Here is a 20,083-nt window from a genome sequence, read left to right as displayed (position 1 = left end):
ATCACCGGTAAGCGGCGCGCGTCACCAGACTTCTGGCAATCTCTCGTGCTGTTGCATCCACCGCCTGCACCTCGCCGACACTCTGTGGCTCTGTCAGATCGACCTGTTCCAGCACCGCCCGGTTAAGCGCAGCTATATCCGTGAAACGCAAGCGATCGTGCAGGAACGCCTCCACCACTATCTCATTTGCTGCGTTCAGTACGGTCGTTGCTGCCTGCCCCTGTTCGAAGGCTTCGATGGCCAACCTCAGACAAGGATAGCGGTGATAATCTGGCTCCATAAAGGTAAAGGTGCCAATTTTACAGAAATCCAGCGGCGCAACGCCTGAAACAACACGCTCCGGGAACGCCATCGCATGGGCGATTGGGGTTCGCATATCCGGCGCACCGAGCTGTGCCAGCACGCTCCCATCACGGTAGCGCACCATAGAGTGGATCACCGACTGCGGATGGATCAGCACTTCCATTTGTTCCGCGCTAGCGTTAAACAGCCAGCGTGCTTCAATGTACTCAAGACCCTTGTTCATCATGGTGGCTGAGTCGACGGAAATTTTACGCCCCATCGACCAGTTCGGATGGCTGCATGCCTGGTCCGGCGACATCGTCGCCAGCTCGCCTAACGGCGTTTCACGAAATGGGCCACCTGACCCGGTGAGGATAATTGACGATACGCCATTATCTTCCAGCTCAGCGTATCCCAGGTTCTGCTGGATTGTTTCCGGCATACTCTGAAAAATCGCGTTATGTTCGCTGTCGATGGGTAATAATTGTGCGCCGCTACGCTGCACAGCGTCCATAAACAGGCGGCCGCAGGTAACCAGCGACTCTTTGTTGGCCAGTAAAACCTGTTTGCCCGCAGCAATCGCTGCGAGCGTAGGCAGCAACCCTGCCGCGCCAACAATGGCCGCCATCACCTGATCGACCTCATCAAGCGCGGCCATATCACAGGCTGCCTTCTGCCCTGAGAGCACTTCCGTCCTGCATCCCTGCTGCTGCAAAATGCGTTTTAGCTCACCAGCAGAAGTTTCATCGTCCATTACCGCCCAGCTCGGTCGGAACTCCAGGCACTGCTCAGCCATGCGCGCAACGTTCTTCCCGGCCACCAGAGCCTTGACGGAGAACTGTTGAGGATTATGACGAACGACGCTTAGGGTACTGGTGCCGATAGAACCGGTGGAACCGAGGATAGTCAGCTGCTTCATGAGGGACTCTGAGTTGTAATGGGAATGGCCGGGCAGATAAATCTACACCTGTTCGCGGAAAGCAAAACGCCGTAAACAAAACCCGTGACGTTTATCACGGCCTGTGTACGGCGTTGTCATCAAAAGAGAGTTTAGAACTGCATCAGCTCGGCTTCTTTCTCAGCCAGTGTCGCATCCACTTTCTTGATGGCAGCGTCAGTCAGTTTCTGAACGTCGTCCTGAGAGCGGCGATCGTCATCTTCGCTGATCTCTTTCTCTTTCAACAGAGCTTTAACTTTATCGTTCGCATCACGGCGGACGTTACGTACCGCAACGCGAGCGCCTTCGGCTTCGCCACGCACAATTTTGATCAGATCTTTACGACGCTCTTCGGTCAACGCTGGCAGCGGTACGCGGATGTCAGTACCGGCAGAGCTTGGGTTCAGACCGAGGTCGGAAGCCATAATGGCTTTCTCAACGGCCGCGCTCAGAGAGCGGTCAAAAACGTTGATTTTCAAAGTACGGGAATCTTCAACGGTCACGCTTGCCAGCTGGCGCAGCGGCGTTGGCGTACCGTAGTACTCGACGACAATGCCGTCCAGCAGAGAGGGGGAGGCACGGCCAGTACGGATTTTACCGATCTGGTTTTTGAAGGCTTCTACGCATTTTTCCATACGTACTTCAGCGTCTTTTCTGATATCGCTAATCACGTTACGAATCCTTGAAAGCAGGTATTTGGGCAGGCCACACGGAGCTCGCGTTGTTTTGCTGCTAAGTATAGCCCTGTTTATTCATGGCGCCCTTTCAGGGCTGCCGGGTCTGTGAAGACAGGTGTAAAGGTGAATCTTACCCTGAATAGGCCAGCACTGAAATTATTCAGTGATCAGAGTGCCTTCTTTTTCACCCATTACCACGCGGCGCAGTGCGCCAGGCTTGTTCATGTTGAAAACACGAATGGGTAATTTGTGGTCACGCGCAAGCGTAAAGGCGGCCAGATCCATCACTTTCAGCTCTTTATCCAGTACTTCCGTATAGGTCAGCTGCTCACAAAGAGTGGCGGTTGGATCTTTAACCGGGTCGGCGGTAAACACACCGTCAACTTTGGTGGCTTTCAGCACCACGTCCGCTTCGATTTCGATACCACGCAGGCATGCGGCGGAGTCAGTGGTGAAGAACGGGTTGCCCGTACCAGCAGCCAGGATAACCACGCGGTTATTGCGCAGCAGGCTGATCGCTTCGGCCCAGCTGTAGTTGTCACACACGCCATTCAACGGAATGGCGGACATCAGGCGGGCGTTCACATAGGCGCGATGGAGCGCGTCACGCATCGCCAGGCCGTTCATCACGGTAGCCAGCATGCCCATGTGGTCGCCCACAACACGGTTCATGCCGGCTTTCGCCAGGCCCGCGCCGCGGAATAAGTTGCCACCACCAATTACCACCCCGACCTGAATACCCAGTTCAACCAGCTCTTTAATTTCCTGAGCCATACGGTCCAGTATGCTCGCATCAATACCGAAACCTTCGGTGCCCTGCAGGGCCTCGCCACTCAATTTAAGTAGGATGCGTTTATAGACGGGTTTTGCATTGGTAGCCATGTTTCTTTCCTGAGAACAGTCAACGAATGGGGATGGATAAATCTGGCGACATTGTGTCGCATATCAGCAAGAACTGTATCAGATCAAACTGATATTTAAGGCTGGATAAAAAGGAACCGCCAACTGGCGGCTCCTTTTTTAACATTAAGACTGCTTAGACATTGCAGCAACTTCTGCTGCGAAGTCAGTCTCAACTTTCTGGATGCCTTCACCCACTTCAAAGCGGATGAAGTTAGTCACGTCGGCATTGTGCTCTTTCAGGAACTGACCAACAGTTTTGCTTGGGTCAATAACGAAAGGCTGGCCAGTCAGAGAAACTTCGCCGGTGAATTTCTTCATGCGGCCTTCAACCATTTTCTCTGCGATTTCTTTTGGCTTGCCAGACTGCATCGCGATATCCAGCTGAACCTGGTATTCTTTCTCAACAACTTCAGCAGAGACGTCTTCAGGCTTAACGAATTCAGGCTTGCTTGCTGCAACGTGCATTGCAATCTGCTTAACCAGCTCTTCGTCAGCGCCTTTAGCGGCAATCAGAACACCGATGCGAGCGCCGTGCAGGTAAGAACCCAGCACTTCGCCTTCAAGGGAAGCAACGCGACGGATGTTGATGTTCTCACCGATTTTAGCAACCAGGGCAACGCGTTCTTCTTCGAACTGCGCTTTCAGAACTTCAACGTCAGTGATTTTGCCAGCCAGAGCGGCATCCAGCACTTTGTCAGCGAACGCCTGGAAACCACCATCTTTAGCAACGAAGTCAGTCTGGCAGTTAACTTCCAGAATCACACCGTAGTTGCCTTCGATTTTGGTTTTGATCACGCCATCAGCAGCTACGTTGCCTGCTTTCTTAGCAGCTTTGATCGCGCCAGATTTGCGCATATTTTCGATTGCCAGCTCGATGTCGCCGTTAGCTTCAGTCAGTGCTTTTTTGCAATCCATCATGCCTGCGCCAGTACGCTCACGCAGTTCTTTTACCAGAGCAGCGGTAATTTCAGCCATTCTTTAATCCTCGGTTATCTCGTGAAGAGAGATAAGCCCTGGTTCACGTGTGGCGAACCCTGGCTCAAAATAAAAAGGGGGCCTGAGACAGGCCCCCTAACCAAACTATGCAATACCTGGTTAATAAGGGCTCAGCAGAGCGACCTTATTATTCAGCTTCTACGAAGCTTTCTTCTGCCTGAGCAGCCAGATCCTGAGAACGGCCTTCACGCACGGTAGCTGCAACAGCACCCAGGTACAGGGTAACAGCGCGGATTGCGTCGTCGTTACCTGGGATTACGAAATCAACGCCATCTGGATCGGAGTTGGTATCAACGATAGAGAATACTGGGATACCCAGGTTGTTCGCTTCTTTGATAGCAATGTGTTCGTGATCGGCATCGATAACGAACAGAGCATCCGGCAGGCCGCCCATGTCTTTGATACCGCCCAGGCTGTTTTCCAGCTTGTCCAGTTCACGGGTGCGCATCAGCGCTTCTTTCTTGGTCAGTTTTTCGAAGGTACCGTCCTGGGACTGAGTTTCCAGATCTTTCAGACGTTTGATGGACTGACGAACGGTTTTCCAGTTAGTCAGCATACCGCCCAACCAGCGATGGTTCACGAAGAACTGATCGCAGCTCAGAGCAGCTTCTTTTACTGGTTCGCTTGCAGCGCGCTTAGTACCAACGAAAAGGATTTTGCCTTTACGAGAAGAAATCTTGCTCAGCTCAGCCAGGGCTTCGTTGAACATTGGAACAGTTTTCTCAAGGTTGATGATGTGAACTTTGTTACGAGCGCCGAAGATGAAAGGCTTCATTTTCGGGTTCCAGTAACGGGTCTGGTGACCAAAGTGAACACCAGCCTTGAGCATGTCGCGCATGGAAACAGTTGCCATGATTAAAACCTCTATAAGTAAATTGGGGTTAAGCCTCCACGTATCCCATATTACCGACCCCTGAGGGCACCCCGGAATATGTGTCGATACGTGTGTGTTATTTACACAAAGTGAGAGTGTTGGCCGTACACCGAAAATCGGAGTACAAGTCCGGCGCGCTTTATACCATAAAAGCTGGACGGACTCCAATAGTTGTTCGCGAATGCAGCGACTTCCCATTCTCAATTTGGCAGGGTTAGTACGCCCTGATAACATTGACGTACACCTGCTCAATTATTGTCGAAAAAGTCGACCCCTGCGGACCGAATCAATGGCTATCTCAATTAAAACATCTGAAGAAATCGAAAAAATGCGCGTTGCGGGCGCACTGGCTGCTGAAGTGCTGGAAATGATCGAAGAGCACGTTAAGCCTGGCGTCACCACTGGTGAACTCGACCGTATCTGTAGCGATTACATCATCAATAAGCAGCAGGCCGTTTCTGCCTGTCTGAACTATCACGGCTTCCCAAAATCCGTCTGCATCTCCATTAACGAAGTGGTCTGCCACGGTATTCCGGACGACGCGAAGGTGCTGCGCGATGGCGATATCGTCAATATCGACGTCACCGTTATCAAAGACGAATACCACGGCGATACGTCCAAAATGTTTATCGTCGGCAAGCCGACTATTCTGGGCGAGCGCCTGTGCCGCATCACCCAGGAAAGCCTCTATCTGGCGCTGCGTATGGTGAAGCCGGGCATCCGCCTGCGCACCCTGGGCGCGGCAATACAGAAATTTGTTGAAGCGGAAGGTTTCTCTGTGGTGCGCGAATACTGCGGTCACGGCATTGGTCGCGTCTTCCACGAAGAGCCACAGGTTCTGCATTACGATGCGGATGATGGCGGCGTGGTGCTGCAGGCCGGCATGACGTTCACCATTGAACCTATGGTCAACGCGGGCGACTACCGTATTCGCACTATGAAAGACGGTTGGACGGTGAAAACCAAAGATCGCAGCTTGTCTGCACAATACGAGCATACTATTGTGGTGACGGATAACGGCTGCGAAATTCTGACGTTACGCAAGGATGACACCATCCCGAACGTCCTTTCGCACAGCGAATGATTTGTCTATAAGACAGCAATCGAAGCCGGCCCTGCGCCGGCTTTTTTTATGGGTGGCTAATAATGAGTCCAACTTTACCCGAGCAGTTTGCCAACACCACGGAACCTCAGATTTCCGGGCAGCCGGACTACCCCAACAGCTGGTCAGACGCCGAGCTGACCTGTCCACAGATCAAAGCCCACTTAGATATTTTCCAGCGCTGGCTGGGAGAGGCCTTTGACAACGGGATTTCCGCTGAGCGACTAATGGACGCCCGTACCGAATTTATCGATCAGCTCCTGCAACGCCTGTGGCTCTCATACGATTTTGGCGAGCTGCCGGATGCAGCGCTTGTGGCGGTAGGTGGCTACGGTCGCGGCGAGCTGCATCCTCTTTCTGATATCGATTTATTAATTCTGAGCCGCAAACGTTTGACCGACGCCCAGGCGCAGAAAATCGGCGAGCTGCTCACTCTGCTGTGGGACGTGAAGCTGGAAGTTGGCCACAGCGTGCGTACGCTGGAAGAATGCCTGCTTGAAGGGCTGTCAGATTTAACCGTAGCCACCAACCTTATTGAATCGCGCCTGCTGATTGGCGACGTCGCCCTGTTTCTCGAGCTGCAAAAACACATTTTCAGCGACGGCTTCTGGCCGTCGGCGAAATTCTTTGCCGCTAAAATCGACGAGCAGAACGAACGCCACCAGCGCTACCACGGCACCAGCTACAACCTGGAACCGGACATCAAAAGCAGCCCCGGCGGCCTGCGCGACATCCATACCTTACAGTGGGTCGCCCGCAGGCACTTCGGCGCGACTTCCCTGAGCGAAATGGTCGGCTTCGGCTTCTTAACCGAGGCCGAACGCAACGAGCTGGACGAATGCCAGCACCTGCTATGGCGCATCCGCTTTGCCCTGCATCTGATCGTTACTCGCTACGATAACCGACTGCTGTTCGACAGGCAGCTCAGCGTCGCCCAGCGCCTTAACTACAGCGGCGAAGGTAACGAGCCGGTTGAGAACATGATGAAGGACTTCTATCGCGTCACCCGGCGCGTGGGGGAACTGAACCAGATGCTGCTCCAGCTTTTCGACGAAGCCATTCTTGCGCTGGATGCGAGTGAAAAGCCCCGTCCTCTGGACGATGATTTTCAGCTGCGCGGCACGCTAATCGACCTGCGTGACGAAACGCTGTTTATGCGCGAGCCACAGGCGATTTTGCGGATGTTCTACACCATGGTGCGTAACCGGGACATTACCGGTATTTATTCCACAACTCTGCGCCATCTGCGCCACGCGCGGCGCCACCTGTTACAACCGCTTTGCTATATTCCGGAAGCACGTGAGCTCTTCCTGGTCATCCTTCGCCATCCGGGAGCGGTAAGCCGTGCGCTGCTTCCCATGCACCGGCACAGCGTGCTGTGGGCGTATATGCCGCAATGGTCGCATATCGTCGGGCAAATGCAGTTTGACCTGTTCCATGCTTATACGGTGGATGAACACACCATCCGCGTGCTGCAAAAGCTGGAAAGCTTCGATAAAGAAGAGACGCGCCAGAAACACCCGCTTTGCGTTGACCTCTGGCCTCGGCTGGCTCACCCGGAGCTACTGCTGATTGCCGCCCTCTTCCACGATATTGCCAAAGGGCGTGGCGGAGATCATTCCATGCTGGGCGCGCAGGACGTATTAAAGTTTGCCGAGCTGCACGGCCTGAACTCAAGGGAAACGCAGCTTGTTTCCTGGCTGGTTCGTCAGCATCTGCTGATGTCCGTTACGGCCCAGCGCCGTGATATTCAGGATCCGGAGGTCATCAAGCAGTTTGCCGAAGAAGTGCAAACCGAGAACCGCCTGCGTTATCTGGTCTGCCTAACGGTTGCGGATATCTGCGCAACTAACGAAACCCTGTGGAACAGCTGGAAGCAAAGCCTGCTGCGCGAACTCTATTTCGCCACCGAAAAACAGCTCCGCCGGGGAATGCAGAACAGCCCGGATATGCGCGAGCGCGTGCGCCACCATCAGCTTCAGGCGCTGGCACTGCTGCGCATGGATAATATCGACGAAGAAGCGCTGCATCATATCTGGCGGCGCTGCAGGGCAAACTACTTCGTGCGCCACACGCCAAACCAGCTGGCCTGGCATGCCCGGCATTTGCTGAAACACGACCTTAACGAGCCGATGATTCTGTTAAGCCCGCAGGCGACACGCGGCGGTACGGAAATTTTCATCTGGAGCCCGGACCGTCCCTATCTCTTCGCGGCAGTTTGCGCGGAGCTGGACAGGCGTAACCTGAGCGTTCACGACGCGCAGATCTTCACCACGCGCGACGGCATGGCGATGGATACTTTTATCGTACTGGAACCGGACGGCAGTCCGTTATCGGGAGATCGCCACGAGCTCATTCGCCATAGTCTGGAGCAGGCCATTACCCAGACCAGCTGGCAGCCGCCGCAGCCGCGTCGCCAGTCGGCCAAACTTCGCCACTTTACGGTCGATACCGAAGTGAACTTCCTGCCGACGCATACCGACAGAAGAACCTTTCTTGAGCTGATTGCGCTAGATCAGCCTGGCCTGCTGGCGCGGGTGGGTGAAGTGTTCGCCGACCTGAATATTTCGCTGCACGGGGCGAGAATTACAACAATTGGCGAGCGAGTAGAAGATTTATTTATAATCGCCACCGCAGATCGGCGTGCCCTTAATAATGAGCTGCAACAAGAGGTGCAACAACGGTTGACAGCGGCCCTTAATCCAAACGATAAATGACAGTCTTTTAAATTTTACCCTTTAGCATTCGAGTTGTAGGTAGGCGGCAAGGGAGCTCATCCCCAGTCACTTATATAAATAAGTGACTGGGGTGAGGGAGTGCAGCCAACACCCCTACGGTTCGAAGGATGAAGGGTAATGTCAAAATCAGGAAATTTATTTATGCAGCAGTTACAGAACGTCATTGAAACCGCTTTCGAGCGTCGCGCCGAAATCACTCCGGCAAACGTAGACACCGTCACACGTGTTGCGGTAAACCAGGTTATCTCCCTGCTCGACAGCGGCGCGCTTCGCGTTGCGGAAAAAATCGACGGCCAGTGGGTAACTCATCAGTGGCTGAAAAAGGCTGTTCTGCTCTCTTTCCGCATTAATGACAATCAGGTCATGGAAGGCGCAGAAAGCCGCTATTTCGACAAGGTGCCGATGAAATTCGCCACCTATGACGAAGCCCGCTTTCAGAAAGAAGGCTTCCGCGTTGTGCCACCGGCAGCGGTTCGTCAGGGTGCGTTCATCGCCCGCAACACCGTGCTAATGCCTTCTTACGTGAACATCGGAGCCTACGTGGACGAAGGCTCCATGGTTGACACCTGGGCCACCGTCGGCTCCTGTGCGCAGATCGGTAAAAACGTTCACCTGTCCGGCGGCGTGGGCATCGGTGGCGTTCTGGAGCCATTACAGGCGAACCCGACTATCATTGAAGATAACTGCTTCATCGGCGCGCGTTCAGAAGTTGTGGAAGGCGTTATCGTAGAAGAAGGTTCCGTTATCTCTATGGGCGTCTACATCGGCCAGAGCACCCGTATTTACGACCGCGAAACTGGCGAAGTCCATTATGGCCGCGTACCAGCAGGCTCTGTTGTCGTTTCCGGAAACCTGCCGTCGAAAGATGGCAAATACAGCCTCTACTGTGCCGTTATCGTGAAAAAAGTGGACGCCAAAACCCGCGGAAAAGTGGGCATTAACGAACTGCTGCGCACCATCGACTAAATAAAAATGTTTAAAAGGCGGGGCAACCCGCCTTTTTTGCATCCGGGAGTGGCGGGAAAGGAATTTTCCGTTGATTATCTATAGGTTAATGATATCGAAAAGGTAACGCTATGTACGATAACCTGAAAAGTCTGGGTATTACCAATCCTGATGAAATCGATCGTTACAGCCTCCGGCAGGAAGCCAACAACGATATCCTGAAAATCTATTTCCAGAAGGATAAGGGCGAGTTCTTTGCCAAAAGCGTGAAGTTTAAATACCCGCGCCAGCGCAAAACCGTCGTCGCCGATGGCGTAGGACAGGGTTACAAAGAAGTGCAGGAGATTAGCCCCAACCTGCGCTACGTGATTGATGAGTTAGATCAGCTCTGCAAACGAGATCGCACCGAAGTGGACCTGAAGCGTAAGATCCTCGACGATCTGCGTCATCTGGAATCGGTCGTGACAAATAAGATCAGCGAAATTGAATCCGATCTGGAAAAGCTAACCCGCAATAAATAAAGACGCCGTGCCTGATGACGCTTCGCTTATCAGACCTATATCACCTGGTCTCCAGGTCTGATAAACGGTAGCGTCATCTTCCTTTTATCTCTGCTCATCTAACTGCAGCGCCACATAAAGCAGCAGACGATCGTCAAAGTTTCCCAAATCCAATCCTGTTAGCTCCGAAATGCGATTCAGCCGATACTCCAGGGTGTTGCGATGGATAAACAGCGCTTTGGAAGTTGCCAGCGGCTGGACGTTGTGACGGAACCAGGCGGTAAGCGTCCTGCGTAACAATCCATTGTTATCCATTGCTTTAAGACGTATCAGAGGACGCTCCAGCTCATTGGCCTGCCACCCGCCGCGCAGGCTGTCGAGCAGCACCGGCAGCATTAAATCCTGATAGAAGTAGCTGCGGCTTTCCGGCATACGCTGTTTGCCAACCATCATGGTGGTGCGAGCAGTGCGGTAAGATCGCGCGATGCTACCCGGGCCGGTAAAGAAGTTGCCAAGCGCCACGCGAAAGCGCAGCTGACCGTTCTCTTTCAGGCGGCTGATAAGCTGTTCAACACGTTTGCGATGGTCTTCAGCGTCCCAGCGGCCAAACGGGTTGAGCGCGGGCTTCAGCACCACCATTTCGGTCAGCGAAACGATGGCGATCAGATTGTTGCGCTCCGGCGTCGTCAGGGCATTCTGCAGCTGCTGAAGCTCCTCCATGGCGCTGTCCACGCCGAGCTGGCCACTGTCTACTTCGACCACCGCCACCACGCGGGGCTGGTTGAGGTCGATACCCAGCCGCTGCGCCCATTCCGTCAGCGCCGGGGTGTGCTCCTCCGCCTGAATCAGGTTCATAACCAGCTCTTCACGCAGGCGGCTGTCCTGGGCAAGCAAGTGCATCAGGCGGGACTGCTCAAGCATCATTTCGGCGGTCATACAGACCAGCTCACCGTATTTACGCAGCGACTCCGGCTCTCCCGTCAGGCCAATGACCCCGACGATTTCACCTTCAATCCGCAGCGGCAAATTGATCCCCTGTCGCACGCCATGCAGATGGCGGGCAACCGCATCATCAATATCCACTACGCGGCCCTGTGAGAGCACCAGTAGCGCCCCTTCGTGCAGCTCTCCGATACGCTCTTTATCGCCGCTGCCAATGATTCGACCTCGGGCATCCATAACGTTGATATTGGTATCAATGATGGTCATGGTGCGCGCCACAATATCCTGCGCCATTTTGGTATCAAGATGCCAGCCGGCCATTGTTTACTCCCGTCATCGTGCGAATGGCCCAGCATAGGCGAGATGAAAGCCCCCCGCATTGTGCAAATGCCTAAAGCAGCCGATGAGTATGTGGAGTTGTGGAAAGGCTCACAAAAAAACAGGGGCCGCAATTGCGGCCCCTGGCTACATGGACTAACTCAGTCCGAAAAGGATTACTGCATCAGCAGATAAATGGTGGAGTCACCACGCTGAATGTTTAGCGCCATCACTGACGGTTTGGCATCCAGAATCTTACGCAGCTCGGCGATGTTGTTCACCGCCTGCTGGTTGATACCGATAATAATATCGCCTTTCTTCAGGCCGATACGGGCAGCCGGGGTGTTTCCCTTCACGGAGTTCACAATGACGCCCTTCTCGTCTTTACCGCTGCGGTTGCTCATTTCAGCCCCCTCAATGCCGGTAAAGATAGTAGCGGAATCCACAAGGGTCTGGCTGCTTTGCTGCAGCTGCAGGCTGACGGAAACTGGTTTGCCATCGCGCAGCAGGCCGAGGGTAATTTTGCTGCCAACCGGCATGGAGCCCACTTCCGCACGCAGTGCCGCGAAGCTGCTGATCGGCTTACCGTTCATAGAGACCACAACGTCACCAGCTTTGACGCCTGCTTTTGCTGCGGAAGAGTTAGCCATAACCTGGCTTACGAACGCACCGCGCTGTGCATCAACCTTCATGGCTTTCGCCAGCTCAGAGTTCAGTTCGGTACCCATGATGCCCAGCTCGCCGCGACGGACCTGACCAAACTCAACGATCTGCGATGTCAGGTTTTTCACCATGTTGCTTGGGATCGCGAAACCGATACCGATGTTGCCGCCGTCCGGCGCCAGGATCGCGGTGTTAATACCGATAAGCTCGCCATTGAGATTAACCAGCGCGCCGCCGGAGTTACCGCGGTTGATCGCTGCATCCGTCTGGATGAAGTTTTCGTAATTTTCGATATTCAGGCCGCTACGGCCCAGAGCAGAAACGATGCCGGAAGTCACGGTTTCGCCCAGACCATACGGGTTACCGATTGCCACGGTATAGTCACCTACACGCAGCGCGTCGGAATCCGCCATTTTAATCGCCGTCAGGTTCTTCGGATCCTGCAACTGCACAAGCGCAATATCTGAACGAGGATCTTTGCCTACAACCTTGGCGTCAAATTTACGGCCGTCGCTCAGGGAAACCTGAATTTTGGTGGCGTTATCCACCACATGGTTGTTGGTCACGACATAGCCTTTGGTTGCGTCAATGATGACGCCCGACCCCAGGGCCGCGAATTTATGCTGCTGGGAGTTGCCGTCACCGCCCGCACCCGGTCCAGCCTGGCAGAACGGAGAGCTCTGGAACGGAGACCCTTCCTGGCAGAACGGCGAGTTGTCGCCGAAGAACTGCTGGAAGTTGCGGCCCATGCGCGGCGTGTTTACCGTGGTGCTGCCCTCAACGTTAATGCTCACCACTGAGGGCATCACCTTTTCAAGCATTGGAGCAAGGCTCGGCAGCGGCTGAGCGGCAGAAGCAGAAGAAGCCGTTTCGGCGGCGAAGGCGGACATTGGTCCCAGCGCCAGACCCAGACTTAAAGCCAGCGCACTCATTGCTAAAGTAGTTTTTTTCATGTTGTTCAGTCTCAATTTATAAGTCACGCATAATTACTGTGTAGGCCAATATAGAGTGGCATTGTTAGCGCTTAGTTCCACCCATAACCCTCTGGAAAAGTAAAAAATTATTGGGCGTCTTTACAAAACTAAACGGCTTGTTACTCCACTGCCATCAATCGGCGATACTCGTCCCAGGCATATAAATCGGTCATGCCGCTGATATAGTCCTGAATAAGGCGGCAGCGATAGTAGAACTCCCATACCGCATATTCAGCGCACGAGGGCGCTAAATCACTTACCGCTTCAACATAGGCCAGCCGGTGTTTGGTGGACAGTTTGTGGAAAAGCCGCGTCTCGATTGGCATACGGCGCAGGCTCTCTTTTTCCACCAGTTCGGCAAAATCCTCAGCTGCTATATTGAGCAGCGGACTGTAAATTTCAAGTAAGCCACTGATGACGCGATAGCCCTGTAACTCAAGCTGTTCCACTTCATGATGGTTGAAAACATGCTGTACTGCCACCTGCTTATAGAGTTCCAGCAGGCGTGCGAAGGGGCTGTCGTCCTCCAGCAGGGCGTGATTGAACTCGCCGTTGAAAATCTCCGGCAGATTATCGATAAAGCGCTGCGCGGCGTACGGCACCAGCTGATTTAACGTATTGACCCGCAGGTACATAAAGAACTGATCTTCGGTGTTACGGCTCATCTGATTAGTGCTGGATTTGCGCCACGCCTCGTTAACGACCTCCTCAAAAAGATCGCCGGACTGATGTTCGCCCCAGGCGTCACGTAGATGCTGGTAAAGCAGCTCCACGCTGAAGATCCTCTTTTCCACCGCGTCTTCCAGGTCGGCCACGCAGTAGGAGATATCGTCCGCCGCCTCCATAATCCAGGTCAGCGGGAAGCGGCTGAACTCGCCAAGTTCCAGCTCGGCCCGCAGTCGCCTGATATAAGCCTCTTCAGAAAGGTAAAAACCCGGTTTTTTCATCAGATAGGCATGGCTTTCCGGCGGTTTACCCACCAGCCAGGCCGGGCGGGTGTATTTGAGAATACAGCCAACCTGCGCCCAGGTGAGGTTCATGCGCAGCAGGCTGTGCACCAGACGAATGCCCTGGGCATTGCCCTCAAACTGGCAGAGATCCTGCCGCACGTTGCGACGCAGCTCGTTCAGTTTTTCCTCCCCTTCCCGCAGGCGCAGCGCATCGACCCTGCAGCGGTCATCGCTGCGCGGCTGGCTGCCCGCATCCGCAGGAAACAGGCGCTGGCGGAACCAGTCGTTAATCGCCGATTCACCAAAATGGCCGAAGGGCGGATTGCCGATATCGTGCATCAGGCAGGCCATCTCAACGATGCTTTCAAACGGCCCGGTCAGTTCATCCAGCCCGTATTTTTCAAGGCTTTGCTGCTCTTTAAGACGGCTCAGGACCTCTTTGGCGATATAGCGCCCCACCTGCTGCACCTCCAGCGAATGGGTCAGGCGGGTGCGTACCGCAGCATTGCGCTCCAGCGGGAATACCTGGGTTTTCTGCTGCAGGCGCCGGATGGCCGGAGAGTTGACGATGCGGCCACGGTCGCTTTCAAATATGCGCAGGATCTCATGTTCGTTCTTTACGCCCTCGGGCGAGCGGAAGCGACGGTGCCAGTTAATTTTCCTGCGGAAATCGATTTCACTCATGTCTTCTCCCTCGCCTGCTTAAATCGCAAATTAATTCCTGCCTGTCTGCCATGATAGACTATGCCCCTGAACTAACACATTAGCGAGTATCTCTATGAAAGCAGGCATTATTGGTGCAATGGAAGAAGAAGTTACGCTGCTGCGTGACAAAATCGAAAACCGTCAGACGCTGAAGCTTGCAGGGTGTGAAATTTACACCGGCACTCTGGATGGTGTAGAAGTGGCGTTGCTGAAATCCGGCATCGGTAAAGTCGCGGCTGCTCTGGGCGCAACCTTACTGCTCGAGCATTTCAAGCCTGACGTGGTGATCAACACCGGCTCCGCAGGTGGCCTGGCGCCAACGCTGAAAGTAGGCGATATCGTTGTCTCTGACGAAGTGCGCTATCACGATGCGGACGTCACCGCTTTTGGCTATGAATATGGCCAGCTGCCCGGCTGCCCGGCGGGCTTTGCCGCTGACGCGAAGCTGATTGCCGCGGCTGAAGCCTGCATCAGCGAGCTGAACCTGAACGCGGTACGCGGCCTGGTGGTGAGCGGCGATGCGTTCATCAACGGCTCTGTTGCGCTGGCTAAAATCCGCCACAACTTCCCGCAGGCCGTTGCCGTGGAAATGGAAGCAACCGCCGTGGCCCACGTTTGCCACAACTTCGGGACACCGTTCGTTGTTGTTCGCGCCATCTCCGACGTAGCCGACCAGCAGTCCCATCTTAGCTTTGACGAGTTCCTGGCCGTTGCCGCTAAGCAGTCTACCCTGATGGTGGAAAACCTGGTGCAGAAGCTGGCTCGTGCATAACAGGACGTTCTGGCGCGCGGTAAGCGCGCTTGTGTTCTCCCTCCCGGCGCTGCTCTTTGCCGCGCCGCGGGTGATCTCCCTGTCGCCGAGTAACACCGAGCTGGCCTATGCCGCAGGGATTACGCCGGTGGCCGCCAGCGCCTGGTCGGACTATCCGCCAGAGGCGAAAAAGCTTGAACAGGTGGCGAACTGGCAGGGGATGAACCTGGAACGCATCGTGGCGCTTAAACCTGATGTGGTGCTGGCCTGGCGTGCCGGAAACGCGGAGCGCCAGGTCAACCAGCTGGCCTCGCTGGGCATCAGGATTGTCTGGCTGGATCCCACCACCGTGGACGGCGTAATTTCAGCGCTCCGCGAGCTGGGCCAATACAGCCCTACGCCCGCAAAGGCCACGGAATCAGCCGATAAACTGGCAGCAGAGTTTGCGCAGCTAAAATCGCAGTATGCCCGCAGCGCGAAGAAAAAAGTGTTCCTCCAGTTTGGGCAACATCCTCTCTTTACCACCGGAACAGGTTCCCTGCAGAACGAAATTGTGGAGGTCTGCGGCGGACAAAATATTTTTGCCGACAGCCGCGTTCCCTGGCCCCAGGTCAGCCGCGAGAAGGTACTGGCACGTAAACCTCAGGCTATTATTATCGCGGGCGATACGGCCCAGGTCCCGGCGGTTCAGCAGTTCTGGCAAAGCCAGCTAAAAATTCCGGTTATTGCCATCAATGATGACTGGTTTAGCCGCTCGGGCCCGCGTATTATCCTCGCCGCAAAACAGCTCTGTCAGGAGCTGGCGCAACAATAACGTCTTGATTTGAGGGTAATCAATGCTGGTCTACTGGCTGGATATTATCGGCACCGCGGTGTTTGCCATCTCCGGAGTGCTGCTGGCAGGGAAACTACGAATGGATCCGTTCGGCGTGCTGGTGCTTGGCGTAGTGACAGCCGTTGGCGGCGGGACGATCCGCGATATGGCGCTGGATAATGGCCCGGTATTTTGGGTGAAGGATCCTACCGATCTCGTGGTGGCAATGGTGACCTGTCTGCTGACAATCCTGCTGATACGCCAGCCGCGCCGGCTGCCTAAGTGGATACTGCCTGTGCTCGATGCCGTCGGCCTTGCCGTGTTTGTCGGCATCGGCGTGAACAAAGCGTTTCTGGCGGGGACCAGCCCTTTGATTGCCATATGCATGGGCGTACTGACCGGCGTGGGCGGCGGGATTATACGCGATGTGCTGGCGCGCGAAATCCCCATGATCCTGCGTACCGAGATTTATGCCACCGCCTGCATTATCGGCGGGATCGTTCACGCCACTGCCTTTTATACCTTCAGGATACCGCTGGAACAGGCAAGCATGATTGGGATGACGGTTACGCTGGTGATACGCCTGGCGGCTATTCGCTGGCACCTGAAACTGCCAACCTTTGCCCTGGAAGACAAATCGTAGGCATAAAAAAACCGGGTTAACCAACCCGGTTTTCTTTTCCCGCAGCGGTTATACGCTGAAAGAAGAACCGCACCCGCAGGTGCTTTTGGCGTTCGGGTTGCTCACGATGAAGCGAGAACCTTCCAGACCTTCGGTGTAATCCACCGCACCGCCCACCAGATATTGCAGGCTCATCGGATCGACCACCAGCGCAACGCCCTGCTTCTCGATGGTCATGTCGCCATCGTTGATCTGGTCATCAAAGGTAAAACCGTACTGGAAGCCGCTGCACCCACCACCGGTGATGTAGACGCGCAGTTTCAGATTCGGGTTCTCTTCGTCTGCGATCAGGCTCTTAACTTTACTGGCTGCGGCTTCGGTAAACTGCAGGGGCAGCGCTACGTCATCACTCATTTTTTGCTCCCAACGAAATAAGAAATCGGGCAAAGATTAACCCGATCTTTAGGGCCATTATCTAATACCCTGGTAAATCGTTCAAGTATTCTCCCCGCTCGGCGTTACCTGGGCCTTAGCCTGCTGTTCAGCCTGTTGTTTTGCCTGCTGTTCGGCCTCCTGTTTCGCGAGCGTTCGCTCAAGAATTGAAGAGTAAAGCGGTTTGCCTCCGAGGAACTGGGCTAACAGTGTCGCGCCAAGACAGGTAATGATCATTGGCAAAATGAGCTGATAATTGTCCGTCATTTCCAGCACCAGCACGATGCCGGTCAGCGGCGCGCGCACCGAGGCGGCAAACAGCGCCCCCATGCCCGCTATCGCAAAGGTGCCTACTTCAAGATGATAGGCAGGGAACCATGCCGTACAGGCCAGGCCAAACGCCGTGCCGAGCAACGTGCCGAGCGCCAGCATCGGGGCGAAAATCCCTCCCGGTGCGCCCGAAGAGAAACACAGCAGCGTGGTGAGTACGCGGGCAATAAAAATAAACAGCAGCATGCCCACGGTGTAGTTACCGGCAGCCGCGATTGGAATGAGATTAAAACCGCCGCCTGCCGCCGCGGGCTGAATCAGCCCCAGCACACCGCAGACGCCGCCCAGCAGGCCGCCAATCAGCACCCATTTTTTAATGTCGCCGCCGTGTATACGCTGGAACAGATCCTGAGTGCGGAAAATCAGCCTGTTAAACAACACGCCAACCACGCCGAATACCATACCCAGCATCAGATACAGCCAGAGCGTATTAACGGGAGCATTTGAAAGCTTGCCCACTTCTATGACGGCGCTTTCACCGTTGAAGATGCGGAACACCACGCTAGACATGATAACGCCGATAAACACGGCCTTGATGGAAATAAGGTTGTAGCGAAACTGCGGGCGCATCTCTTCGATGATAAACAAAATTCCCGCCAGCGGCGCGTTAAAGGCCGCCGACAGGCCCGCTGCCGCACCGGTAGCCAATAAAGAGTGACGAGCTTCGGCACCGCGCAGCCGGAAAATATCCAGCACCATGCGGCCAATGTTTCCGCCCAGCTGTACCGTCGGGCCTTCGCGGCCCAGCACCATCCCTGCGCCGAGCGTCCCCATGCCGCCGATAAACTTCACCGGAATAACGCGCCACCAGCGAACCGGACGAAGTTCTTCCAGCGCGCCTTCAATTTCAGGGATACCGGAGCCTCCCGCTTCCGGCGCAAAACGCCTGACGAGGTAGTAACCCACCATCGCCAGCAGCATCGAGCTGATAAACGCCAGCGGCCAGACAATCAGCGAGTAGTCCGCCACGTGAGCGAGCATCGCCAGGCGATTTTGCTGCACCCAGGTCACTGATTTTTCAAACGCCACGCCGACCAGACCGGCCAGTGTTCCAACGATCGCTGCCATGAAAAGAATTGCCACCGGGGTTTTATCCCGGCGGATCAGGCGACGCACCATGTCGCCCCTACGTAAGCGCACGACTTCCTGTGCTTCAAAAGAGGGGTGGGAAGGGTTCATTGGAGTCATCATTAATAAGTATTATAAATTGAGCGGGCATTCTACCCGCTCTGCGCTTTCGGGCAAAACTTTCATAACCACGAAGGTTTCCCTTAGAATAGCGTGTTGTCCCTATTTCCACGAATCAGGAGCCGATTCATGAGTAAGTCAGAAAACCTGTACGATGCCGCCCGCAAAGTCATTCCCGGCGGGGTGAACTCGCCGGTTCGTGCTTTTACCGGAGTCGGCGGTGTCCCGCTGTTTGTTGAACGTGCCGACGGGGCCTACCTGTACGATGCGGACGGCAAAGCCTATATCGATTACGTCGGCTCCTGGGGTCCGATGGTGCTGGGGCATAACCACCCGGCTATCCGCAACGCGGTTATTGAAGCGGTTGAGCGCGGCCTGAGCTTCGGTGCGCCGACCGAAATGGAAGTGAAAATGGCGGAGCTGGTGTGTGAGCTGGTGCCGACCATGGACATGGTCCGCATGGTGAACTCCGGAACCGAAGCCACCATGAGCGCCATTCGCCTGGCGCGCGGCTTTACCGGCCGCGATAAAATCATCAAGTTTGAAGGCTGCTACCACGGGCACGCCGACCACCTGCTGGTGAAAGCGGGCTCCGGCGCGCTGACCCTGGGCCAGCCGAATTCACCGGGCGTACCGGCTGATTTCGCCAAACATACCCTGACCTGTACCTACAACGATCTCGCCTCCGTTCGCGAAGCATTTGAGCTGTATCCGCAGGATGTGGCCTGCATCATCGTTGAGCCGGTTGCGGGCAACATGAACTGCATCCCACCAAACGCGGACTTCCTGCCGGGCCTGCGCGCCCTGTGCGACGAGTTCGGCGCGCTGCTGATCATCGACGAAGTAATGACCGGCTTCCGCGTCGCGCTGGCTGGCGCGCAGTCTTACTACGGCGTGGAGCCCGACCTGACCTGCCTGGGTAAAATCATCGGCGGCGGAATGCCGGTGGGTGCCTTCGGCGGTCGTCGCGATGTTATGGAAGCGCTGGCGCCAACCGGGCCGGTTTACCAGGCGGGAACGCTGTCCGGTAACCCAATCGCCATGGCGGCGGGCTATGCCTGTCTGACCGAGGTTTCCCCCCCGGGCATCCACCAGACGCTGACCGAACTGACCGAAATGCTGGCCAGCGGCCTGTTAAAAGCTGCAAAAGCAGAAAACATCCCGCTGGTTGTTAACAACGTAGGCGGCATGTTCGGCCTGTTCTTTACCGATGCGCCAACCGTGACCAACTATCAGGACGTGATGGGCTGCGACGTGGAACGCTTTAAGAAGTTCTTCCATCTGATGCTGGAAGAAGGCGTGTACCTGGCACCGTCCGCGTTTGAAGCGGGCTTTATGTCGGTTGCGCACTCGAAGGAAGATATTCAGAAGACCATCGACGCCGCACGTCGGGTGTTTGCGAAGCTGTAACCCGTAATCTTATCCCTCCTACGAAACTAT

At 55.1% G+C, this 20,083-nt stretch carries 18 protein-coding genes; 8 read left to right on the top strand and 10 right to left on the bottom strand.

Translation table 11 applies throughout. The features are described 5' to 3' along the window. Window position 1 precedes the first annotated feature (1 nt). The 5 genes from ispC to rpsB all read right to left on the bottom strand — a co-directional run bounded on the left by ispC (window position 2) and on the right by rpsB (window position 4,648). Window positions 2-1,201: a 1-deoxy-D-xylulose-5-phosphate reductoisomerase gene (ispC, locus tag ACA108_03950; GenBank protein ID XEX96710.1), complete on the bottom strand. Its 1,200-nt coding sequence runs from the start codon at window positions 1,199-1,201 to the stop codon at window positions 2-4. Between the two features lie 131 nt (window positions 1,202-1,332). Continuing rightward, on the bottom strand, window positions 1,333-1,890 hold the full coding sequence (gene frr, locus ACA108_03945; protein XEX96709.1) for a ribosome recycling factor: 558 nt from the start codon (window positions 1,888-1,890) through the stop codon (window positions 1,333-1,335). A 162-nt stretch (window positions 1,891-2,052) separates the two neighbouring features. Next, window positions 2,053-2,778, bottom strand: a complete 726-nt coding sequence (pyrH, locus tag ACA108_03940; GenBank protein ID XEX96708.1) for a UMP kinase — start codon at window positions 2,776-2,778, stop codon at window positions 2,053-2,055. Between the two features lie 144 nt (window positions 2,779-2,922). Beyond that, window positions 2,923-3,774 (bottom strand): translation elongation factor Ts, encoded by an 852-nt coding sequence (gene tsf, locus ACA108_03935; protein XEX96707.1) that lies wholly within the window; start codon window positions 3,772-3,774, stop codon window positions 2,923-2,925. Between the two features lie 148 nt (window positions 3,775-3,922). Continuing rightward, on the bottom strand, window positions 3,923-4,648 hold the full coding sequence (gene rpsB / locus ACA108_03930) for a 30S ribosomal protein S2 (protein XEX96706.1): 726 nt from the start codon (window positions 4,646-4,648) through the stop codon (window positions 3,923-3,925). Window positions 4,649-4,958: 310 nt separating this feature from the next. Between rpsB and map the strand changes: the two genes are divergently transcribed. The 4 genes from map to ACA108_03910 all read left to right on the top strand — a co-directional run bounded on the left by map (window position 4,959) and on the right by ACA108_03910 (window position 9,975). Further along, window positions 4,959-5,753 carry a type I methionyl aminopeptidase gene (gene map / locus ACA108_03925; GenBank protein ID XEX96705.1) on the top strand — a complete coding sequence of 265 codons (795 nt, stop codon included), beginning with the start codon at window positions 4,959-4,961 and terminating at the stop codon, window positions 5,751-5,753. A gap of 62 nt (window positions 5,754-5,815) precedes the next feature. Beyond that, window positions 5,816-8,488: a bifunctional uridylyltransferase/uridylyl-removing protein GlnD gene (glnD, locus tag ACA108_03920; GenBank protein XEX96704.1), complete on the top strand. Its 2,673-nt coding sequence runs from the start codon at window positions 5,816-5,818 to the stop codon at window positions 8,486-8,488. Window positions 8,489-8,650: 162 nt separating this feature from the next. Further along, window positions 8,651-9,475 (top strand): 2,3,4,5-tetrahydropyridine-2,6-dicarboxylate N-succinyltransferase, encoded by an 825-nt coding sequence (gene dapD, locus ACA108_03915; protein XEX96703.1) that lies wholly within the window; start codon window positions 8,651-8,653, stop codon window positions 9,473-9,475. Between the two features lie 110 nt (window positions 9,476-9,585). Further along, window positions 9,586-9,975 carry a DUF3461 family protein gene (locus ACA108_03910; protein ID XEX96702.1) on the top strand — a complete coding sequence of 130 codons (390 nt, stop codon included), beginning with the start codon at window positions 9,586-9,588 and terminating at the stop codon, window positions 9,973-9,975. 84 nt (window positions 9,976-10,059) lie between these two features. Here the strand turns inward: ACA108_03910 and cdaR are convergent, their stop codons facing one another. From cdaR to dgt, 3 genes are all read right to left on the bottom strand, one after another. Further along, complete coding sequence (gene cdaR, locus ACA108_03905; protein XEX96701.1) at window positions 10,060-11,217, bottom strand: DNA-binding transcriptional regulator CdaR; 1,158 nt, start codon at window positions 11,215-11,217, stop codon at window positions 10,060-10,062. Window positions 11,218-11,390: 173 nt separating this feature from the next. Next, on the bottom strand, window positions 11,391-12,830 hold the full coding sequence (gene degP / locus ACA108_03900; protein ID XEX96700.1) for a serine endoprotease DegP: 1,440 nt from the start codon (window positions 12,828-12,830) through the stop codon (window positions 11,391-11,393). Window positions 12,831-12,970: 140 nt separating this feature from the next. Beyond that, window positions 12,971-14,485 carry a dGTPase gene (gene dgt / locus ACA108_03895; GenBank protein XEX96699.1) on the bottom strand — a complete coding sequence of 505 codons (1,515 nt, stop codon included), beginning with the start codon at window positions 14,483-14,485 and terminating at the stop codon, window positions 12,971-12,973. Window positions 14,486-14,579: 94 nt separating this feature from the next. On the opposite strand from dgt, the gene mtnN reads away from it, so the two are divergent. From mtnN to ACA108_03880, 3 genes are read left to right on the top strand one after another with little or no spacing between them, the layout of a single operon-like run. Continuing rightward, complete coding sequence (gene mtnN / locus ACA108_03890) at window positions 14,580-15,278, top strand: 5'-methylthioadenosine/S-adenosylhomocysteine nucleosidase (GenBank protein ID XEX96698.1); 699 nt, start codon at window positions 14,580-14,582, stop codon at window positions 15,276-15,278. After that, complete coding sequence (gene btuF / locus ACA108_03885) at window positions 15,271-16,071, top strand: vitamin B12 ABC transporter substrate-binding protein BtuF (GenBank protein XEX96697.1); 801 nt, start codon at window positions 15,271-15,273, stop codon at window positions 16,069-16,071. The genes mtnN and btuF overlap by 8 nt, the downstream gene beginning before the upstream one ends. Before the next feature lie 22 nt (window positions 16,072-16,093). Further along, window positions 16,094-16,714 carry a TRIC cation channel family protein gene (locus ACA108_03880; GenBank protein XEX96696.1) on the top strand — a complete coding sequence of 207 codons (621 nt, stop codon included), beginning with the start codon at window positions 16,094-16,096 and terminating at the stop codon, window positions 16,712-16,714. Window positions 16,715-16,762: 48 nt separating this feature from the next. Here ACA108_03880 and erpA read toward each other — a convergent pair whose 3' ends face one another. Both erpA and clcA read right to left on the bottom strand, forming a co-directional pair. Next, the gene (gene erpA, locus ACA108_03875; GenBank protein XEX96695.1) at window positions 16,763-17,107 is read right to left on the bottom strand and encodes an iron-sulfur cluster insertion protein ErpA; all 345 of its coding nucleotides are present in this window, start codon (window positions 17,105-17,107) and stop codon (window positions 16,763-16,765) included. 81 nt (window positions 17,108-17,188) lie between these two features. Beyond that, window positions 17,189-18,634 carry a H(+)/Cl(-) exchange transporter ClcA gene (gene clcA / locus ACA108_03870; protein XEX96694.1) on the bottom strand — a complete coding sequence of 482 codons (1,446 nt, stop codon included), beginning with the start codon at window positions 18,632-18,634 and terminating at the stop codon, window positions 17,189-17,191. Window positions 18,635-18,772: 138 nt separating this feature from the next. On the opposite strand from clcA, the gene hemL reads away from it, so the two are divergent. After that, window positions 18,773-20,053, top strand: coding sequence for a glutamate-1-semialdehyde 2,1-aminomutase (hemL, locus tag ACA108_03865; GenBank protein ID XEX96693.1), 1,281 nt, complete (start codon window positions 18,773-18,775; stop codon window positions 20,051-20,053). Window positions 20,054-20,083 lie beyond the last annotated feature (30 nt).

It is taken from the genome of Dryocola sp. LX212, from assembly GCA_041504365.1.
Classification (GTDB): Bacteria; Pseudomonadota; Gammaproteobacteria; order Enterobacterales; family Enterobacteriaceae; genus Dryocola.
This window is presented reverse-complemented; position numbering and strand designations above follow the sequence as displayed.